We start from the raw sequence: 6,745 nt of genomic DNA, 5'->3' as shown, positions 1-6,745 counted from the left end.
CCTCGAGGATCTGGCGGCGATAGCATGATGGACACACCCGTTCCCATCCCGAACACGGAAGTTAAGCATCATAACGGCGACGATAGTGTGAAGACGCGACAATAGCAAGCTGCCAGGTCGCAATTTAAAAATGCGATGAGCCGATGAGTCAAGTACCGCTTGACTCGTTTTTTTTTACTCTTTTTCTTGTCTCTTATACCTATAAATGATATAGTAGTTGAGAACTGGTTCGAGAGCCAAACCCAGTATAAAAAACTAAGAACATATGGATATAATTCATGATGTTTGGCTTCTAACTGTTCTTTAGAAGAAGGAGAAAATCGAATATGAAAAAACTAGACGTTAAAACGATTGCATTAAACGCAGTCATCGCTGCAGTCTATGCAGCACTTACTATTGGCTTAGCGCCAATTTCTTATGGTCAGGTGCAGATGAGAATTTCAGAAGTAATGATCTTCCTTGCATTCTACAATAAGAAATATATCCCAGGATTAGTATTAGGATGTTTCATTGCGAACGTTCCATCATCTCTTGGTGCATATGATATGGTATTTGGTACATTTGCGACTTTACTTGCAGTAGTTGCTATGAACAAAGTATCTAATCGTTATGTTGGTGGTATCTTAGGTGGATTAATCAACGGTATCATTGTTGGTATTGAATTAACACTTGCATTCCATACACCATTCCTATTAAATGCAGTTTATGTATTTGTAGGTGAAGTTGTTGTATTAGAAATCGGTGCATTCTTATTTGGATTATTAGAAAAGAATGAACCAGTATTAAAGATTATTAAAGCATAAAAGAACCTTCGGGTTCTTTTTTTGTGAACTATTAGTTCTCTCTTAAAAAAGTTATTCACACCTATTGCGTACTTTTTTTACGATTCTAATGTGAATACTTGTAATTGATCTTTAAATAATAAAGAATAGTAGTAAAGAAGAGAGGAACTTATATGACACTTACAATTGGATTTATTGGAAATGGTAAAAGCACTAATCGTTACCATATGCCATTTATACTTACAAGAAAAGATAAAATAAAAGTAAAAACAATTTATAATCGTTCTATTCACTTTGATACTTGGAAGAAAATAGAAGGTATTCATTACACAGATAATCTAGATGAATTACTCAACGACAAGGATATTCAGGTTGTAGTAGTGACTTTAAAATCAAGTCTTCATTATGAATATGCAAAGAAAGTATTAGAAGCAGGAAAACATTGCGTAGTAGAAAAGCCATTTGCATCTAGTTATACACAGGCAAAAAAACTATTTGATTTAGCTGAGTCTAAAGGACTCATGCTTCAATGTTATCAAAATAGAAGATTTGACAGTGACTTCTTAACTGTTCAGAAGGTCATTGAATCTGGGAAACTTGGTGATCTATTAGAATTAGAAATGCATTTTGATTACTATCGTCCAGAAGTACCAGAAAGCATTCATGAATTCTCAGTAATTGATTCTTATCTCTATGGTCATGCTTGTCATACCTTAGATCAGGTGATCTCTTATTTTGGTAAACCAGATCATGCACATTATGATGTACGCCAATTATTAGGTACAGGACGTATGAATGATTACTTTGATTTAGATCTTTATTATGGAACTCTAAAGGTCTCAGTAAAATCATCATATTTCCGTATAAAAGAGCGTCCTAGCTTTGTTTTATATGGTAAGAAGGGAATGTTTACTAAAACAAAAAAAGACCGTCAGGAAGCGGATTTGAAACATTTCTATATGCCTTATGAACATGAGGACTTTGGCTTAGATACCCCAGCTGATTATGGCACTCTTATCTATGATGAAGAAGGGCATTATCATGAAGAAAAGGTAGAAACAGTAAAAGGTGATTATGGTTACTACTATGATGCATTGTATGAAACAATCATCAATCATAAGCCACAGCTTGTTACTAAGGAGCAGACATTATTACAGATGAAGATATTAGAAGATGCTATTAAAGGATTAAAATAGGAGGAACTATCATGAAATTAGGTATTGTAGGATCAGGAATGATCGTTAAAGACTTTTTAAAGATGTTTAATGAATTAAACGGTATTGAACTATTAGGTATCTCAGCACGTAATGAAGAGAACTTAAAGAACCTTTGTGTTCAGTATCCTATTGAGCGTTATTATTTAAGTTATGAAGAAATGTTGGAAAATAAAGATATTGATACTATTTATGTAGCTGTACCAAATGATTTACATTTCATTATGTCTAAAAAAGCGCTTCTCGCAGGTAAAAACGTAATATGTGAAAAACCATTCACGACTAATCTTAAAGAGGCCTTAGAACTCAAGGAAATCGCTGAGAAAGAGGATTTGTTCCTTTTAGAAGCTATTCCAAATCGTTTCTTCCCTAACACATATCTATTAAAAGAAAAGGTAAAGGAATTAGGCAATATTCGTGTGATTAACTTTAACTTCTCACAGTATTCATCAAGATATGATCGTTTTAAGAAGGGAGATATTGCGCCTGCTTTTGATCCAAATCATTCAGGTGGTTCTTTAATGGATTTAGGTGTTTATAACATTAATCTTATTATGGAACTTTTTGGTAAACCTGAAAATGTAGATTATTATCCTAATATTGAAAGAGGAATTGATACATCAGGTGTACTTGTGATGGATTATGGTTATATGAAAGCAGTTTGTGTTGCTGCAAAGGATTGCCAGGCACCGCTATCTTCTACTATTCAGGGAGATGAAGGTTGTATTGTCATGAGAAGTCCATCAAGTCAGATTACTGAATTCCAAATGGCTTTTAATAAGCAGGAAGAAGTGACTTATAACGAAAACGGACCACATAACCGTATGTATTATGAATTTGTGGAATTAAAGAAAATCATTGAAACAAATGATAAAGAAAAGATGGCTGCACTTTTACAGGATACATTAGATGTTATGGAAGTACTCACTGAAGCAAGAAAAAAAGCAGGGGTTATATTCCCTGCTGACTAAGAGATGTTCAACATCTCTTTTTTTATATCTTTAAATCCTTATGAACTAATCCAATGAGAAATAGAATAAGAATTGTGACTAAGACAGTAATCACAAATAGCTCTAAAGTATTCTGCTTAGGCTGTTCTTTCCCTTGAACTGTGACTGAAGCATTCTTATTTGTATTATTTGTATTTTGAACTGTTTCTGTAAGAACAGGTGAATAAGCCTGTACAGAGGTTGGCTGTACACAGCCAATCACTAACATAATTACAGATAAACATTTGATTAATCGCATCATGATAGAGTTACCCATTGAAATGCCTTCTTTCCCCATATACAACTGTATTCTAGTCCTCATATAAACAATCGTCAATATAACAAGCGCTTACAAATATATAAAAAAGAGAAGAAAAATTCTTCTCTTAATGATGAAAGTTCGTATGTCCAGTAGAGAGCTCTGGTCTTTCAAGACCAGCTTTTTTGCCTGCTTCAATAGACTTAAGAAGCCAGCTCATATTTTTTGCGATATTCTGCATAGTCGCAACACCTTCTGCATCTTTATATACATCTTCAGGTTCACTTCCAAAGACTTCATTCCAATAATTGGCAGATACAATAGGCATATGAGAAATGCTGAAATGTTTGTTGACAACATCCATGCTTGCCACCTGCCCAGCACGTCTTGCACTAAAGATACAAGCTCCAGGTTTATAGACAAAGACGCTCTTATTTGAATAGAAGGCTCTGTCTAATACTGCAAGTAATCTTGCACTTGGATGAGCATAATAGACAGGTGAGGCAAAGATAAAGCCATCACATTCTTTTGCTTTTGTAGTGATTTCATTGACTACATCATCAAATACACATTGATGTTCAGTCACACACTTTTTACAGTTCATACAATCCGCAATAGGCTGATTGCCAATAAAGATGATTTCTGTTTCAATACCTTCTTCTTTGAATGTTTCAGCCATAATATCTAACGCTGCACGTGTACAGCCATTATTACGGGAACTTCCATTAATCATAAGTACTTTCATAGATTAACCTCCTTATGGTAAAGGTTTACCACTTGCTAGATAAAGATCATACCATTCCTGACGTGTTAATTCGATATTCGCAGCTTCTGCTGTTTCAATTAAATGTTTAGGAGAAGTTGTACCAGTAATTGCTTGAATATGGGCAGGATGTCTTAAAATCCATGCAGTCGCAATTGTGGCAGGAGTAACATTGTATTTCTTTGCTAGATCATCAAGGACGTTATTTAATTTCTTATAATCAGGATGATTTAAGAAAGTCCCTTCAGCCCAGGATGCCTGCACAATACTCCAAGCCTGAATTGTAATATCATTTAAACGACAATAATCAAGCACACCGCCATCTTTATCAATCGCAAATTCTTCCTTCATATTCATGTTCATACCACTATCAATCATCACAGAATGCACAATAGAAAGCTGTAACTGATTAATAATAATAGGATACTTTGTATACTTCTGTAATAAGGCAATCTGTCCTGGTGTATGATTAGATACTCCAAAGTATTTGACCTTACCACTTTCATAAAGTTCATCAAATGCTTCTGCCACTTCTTGAGGGTCACATAATGCATCAGGTCTGTGTAATAAAAGAATTTCTACATGATCAGTATGGAGTCTTTCTAATGACCCATTGACTGCATTCATAATATACTCTTTAGAAAAGTCATAACGTTTCCCAGGTACAATGGCACACTTTGTTTGAATAATCATCTTTTCACGATATTCAGGATGTTTTTCAAGAACTTGTCCAAATAACTCTTCTGACTTTCCTCCACCATAAATATCAGCATGATCAAAAAAGTTAATACCACAATCTAATGCAGTCTTCACAAGTTCCTCTACTTCCTCAATACTCTTATCTGCAATACGCATGCAGCCCAAGGCGATTTCAGATACTTTTAAATCAGTTTTTGGTAGATCATAGTACTTCATATTAAATACCTCTTGTATAAGTCTTTAACCATTCATTTTCTTCATCAGTTAAATATGGCTTTAATGACTCTCTTACGAATTCATGATACTTATTTAATGCTTCTCTTTCATCAGCTGTTAATAAAGAAACATCAAGACCATCCAAGTCAATAGGACATAAAGTAAGAGGTTCAAACTTCATCCACTGACCATACTCATTCTTGATATCTTCAACACATAATAATTCGTTTTCTAAACGGATACCAAACTGACCTTCAATATAAACACCAGGTTCATCCGTTGTAATCATACCTGCTTCCTGAATTGCAGAAGGCTTACGTGGATCACGTAAACGTGGTCTAATATCATTTGGTCCTTCATGGACATTTAAGAAATGACCAACACCATGACCTGTACCACACTGGAAATCAATATGCTGCTTCCATAACTCATGTCTTACAAGACCATCAATCCAGATACCATTTGCACCATATAAGAAAACAGCTTCCTGCATCTTCAACATAGCCTTTAATACATATGTGAAGTATTTTCTTTCAGTCTCACTGATTTTACCTAAGATGAATGTACGTGTAATATCAGTTGTACCATCTAAATACTGTCCACCTGAGTCAATAAGAAGCATACCTTCTTTTTTAACATGAACATCATGTTCATGAGATGGATGATAATGCATTAATGCCGCATTTTCTTTATAAGCAGTAATTGTATTAAATGAAATATCAGTAAATAATTCCTGTGCTTCTCTAAAGCCTAATAACTTATTAGTAATAGAACATTCAGTCGCATCATCAGGCATAGAAGTCTTTAACCAATACATGAACTTAGTCATTGCTACACCATCTTTTAAATGGGCATGCTTTGTATTTTCAATTTCTACATCTGACTTAATACTCTTGAAGTATTGAGATGGGTTAGATCCTTCCATGATTTCACAGTCTATAAATGAATAAATGGCATAGTTAATAGCACTTAAATCTACAAGTACCTGACCACTTAATCTCTTTGTATCTAGATAGATATCATCATAAGAACGGATTTCAACACCATCATTCTTATAAGCTTCAATCATCGCTTCATCATAAGTACCATCCTGAAGATATAAATAAGCGTTATCTAAAGTAATAATACTAAATGCCATAGCCATTGGAGAATGAGGAATATCCTTACCTCTGATATTGAATGTCCATGCAATATCATCTAATGATGTAATGATGTGCGCATTACATTCATTTTCTTCCATATAACCACGAATCCATTCAAGTTTCTGTGCTGTGCTTTGTCCATGATACTTCACATCATAGATATAAGCAGGTTCATGAGAACGTTCTGGACGATTTGTCCATACATCAGTCATATCAATGTCTTTTAATTCAAAATCAGTTTCTCTATCTTCATCTAAATCAATGATAAATGAAGCAGTTGTTACTTTACCATTGAAGCCAAGTACATCACCATCATCAAGATGATCAATGAGGAAATTCTTCACACTAGGAACATCTGCATTACCCATCTTCATGAGTTTAATACCAGGATAGAGTTCTTTTTCTGCCTGAATGAAATAACGTCCATCAGTCCATAACCATGCTTCTTCCTGTCCTACAACTAGGACACCTGCAGAACCAGTAAAGCCGCTTAGATACTTTCTAAACTGGTCATGTTCGCCTACAATTTCACTCTGATGATCATCATCAGTAGGCACATAATAGAACTTGATATTTTGTTCTTTTAATCTTTTCTGTAATTCTTTTATCATTTTTTTATCACCCAAGATAAGTTTAACACAAATGAGAGAGATAAGGTATAATACAATTAGGAGATGATTA

The 6,745-nt window shown here is 34.4% G+C and carries 7 protein-coding genes, 1 rRNA gene and 1 riboswitch; of the genes, 4 read left to right on the top strand and 4 right to left on the bottom strand.

Annotated features, from left to right (window positions below):
• Positions 1 to 9 precede the first annotated feature (9 nt).
• From rrf to H8909_RS05170, 4 genes are all read left to right on the top strand, one after another.
• Positions 10 to 118, top strand: a 5S ribosomal RNA gene (gene rrf / locus H8909_RS05185).
• 100 nt (positions 119 to 218) lie between these two features.
• A riboswitch (PreQ1 riboswitch) is annotated at positions 219 to 265 on the top strand.
• Between the two features lie 61 nt (positions 266 to 326).
• On the top strand, positions 327 to 803 hold the full coding sequence (locus H8909_RS05180) for a QueT transporter family protein (RefSeq protein WP_117460181.1): 477 nt from the start codon (positions 327 to 329) through the stop codon (positions 801 to 803).
• Between the two features lie 152 nt (positions 804 to 955).
• A complete protein-coding gene (locus H8909_RS05175) occupies positions 956 to 1,978 on the top strand; it encodes a Gfo/Idh/MocA family oxidoreductase (protein ID WP_187012095.1) in 1,023 nt (340 codons plus the stop codon).
• Between the two features lie 11 nt (positions 1,979 to 1,989).
• On the top strand, positions 1,990 to 2,967 hold the full coding sequence (locus H8909_RS05170) for a Gfo/Idh/MocA family protein (protein WP_187012094.1): 978 nt from the start codon (positions 1,990 to 1,992) through the stop codon (positions 2,965 to 2,967).
• Between the two features lie 22 nt (positions 2,968 to 2,989).
• Here the strand turns inward: H8909_RS05170 and H8909_RS05165 are convergent, their stop codons facing one another.
• The 4 genes from H8909_RS05165 to H8909_RS05150 all read right to left on the bottom strand — a co-directional run bounded on the left by H8909_RS05165 (position 2,990) and on the right by H8909_RS05150 (position 6,675).
• The gene (locus H8909_RS05165) at positions 2,990 to 3,262 is read right to left on the bottom strand and encodes a hypothetical protein (protein WP_187012093.1); all 273 of its coding nucleotides are present in this window, start codon (positions 3,260 to 3,262) and stop codon (positions 2,990 to 2,992) included.
• Between the two features lie 109 nt (positions 3,263 to 3,371).
• Positions 3,372 to 3,989, bottom strand: a complete 618-nt coding sequence (locus H8909_RS05160; protein ID WP_187012092.1) for a flavodoxin family protein — start codon at positions 3,987 to 3,989, stop codon at positions 3,372 to 3,374.
• Positions 3,990 to 4,001: 12 nt separating this feature from the next.
• Positions 4,002 to 4,922 carry an aldo/keto reductase gene (locus H8909_RS05155; RefSeq protein ID WP_187012091.1) on the bottom strand — a complete coding sequence of 307 codons (921 nt, stop codon included), beginning with the start codon at positions 4,920 to 4,922 and terminating at the stop codon, positions 4,002 to 4,004.
• 1 nt (position 4,923) lies between these two features.
• Entirely contained in the window at positions 4,924 to 6,675 is a 1,752-nt protein-coding gene (locus H8909_RS05150; RefSeq protein WP_187012090.1) for a M24 family metallopeptidase, read from the bottom strand.
• Between the last annotated feature and the right edge of the window lie 70 nt (positions 6,676 to 6,745).

Origin of the sequence: Catenibacterium faecis, from assembly GCF_014306455.1 — a bacterium.
In the GTDB taxonomy this organism is placed as follows: Bacteria; Bacillota_I; Bacilli_A; order Erysipelotrichales; family Coprobacillaceae; genus Catenibacterium; species Catenibacterium mitsuoka_A.
This window is presented reverse-complemented; position numbering and strand designations above follow the sequence as displayed.

Bases quoted from the DNA above. Each gene is read 5' to 3' on its own strand.
- H8909_RS05160 (WP_187012092.1), bottom strand. From the start codon at position 3,989: ATGAAAGTACTTATGATTAATGGAAGTTCCCGTAATAATGGCTGTACA.
- H8909_RS05180 (WP_117460181.1), top strand. From the start codon at position 327: ATGAAAAAACTAGACGTTAAAACGATTGCATTAAACGCAGTCATCGCT.
- H8909_RS05175 (WP_187012095.1), top strand. From the start codon at position 956: ATGACACTTACAATTGGATTTATTGGAAATGGTAAAAGCACTAATCGT.
- H8909_RS05170 (WP_187012094.1), top strand. From the start codon at position 1,990: ATGAAATTAGGTATTGTAGGATCAGGAATGATCGTTAAAGACTTTTTA.
- H8909_RS05150 (WP_187012090.1), bottom strand. From the start codon at position 6,675: ATGATAAAAGAATTACAGAAAAGATTAAAAGAACAAAATATCAAGTTC.
- H8909_RS05165 (WP_187012093.1), bottom strand. From the start codon at position 3,262: ATGGGTAACTCTATCATGATGCGATTAATCAAATGTTTATCTGTAATT.
- H8909_RS05155 (WP_187012091.1), bottom strand. From the start codon at position 4,922: ATGAAGTACTATGATCTACCAAAAACTGATTTAAAAGTATCTGAAATC.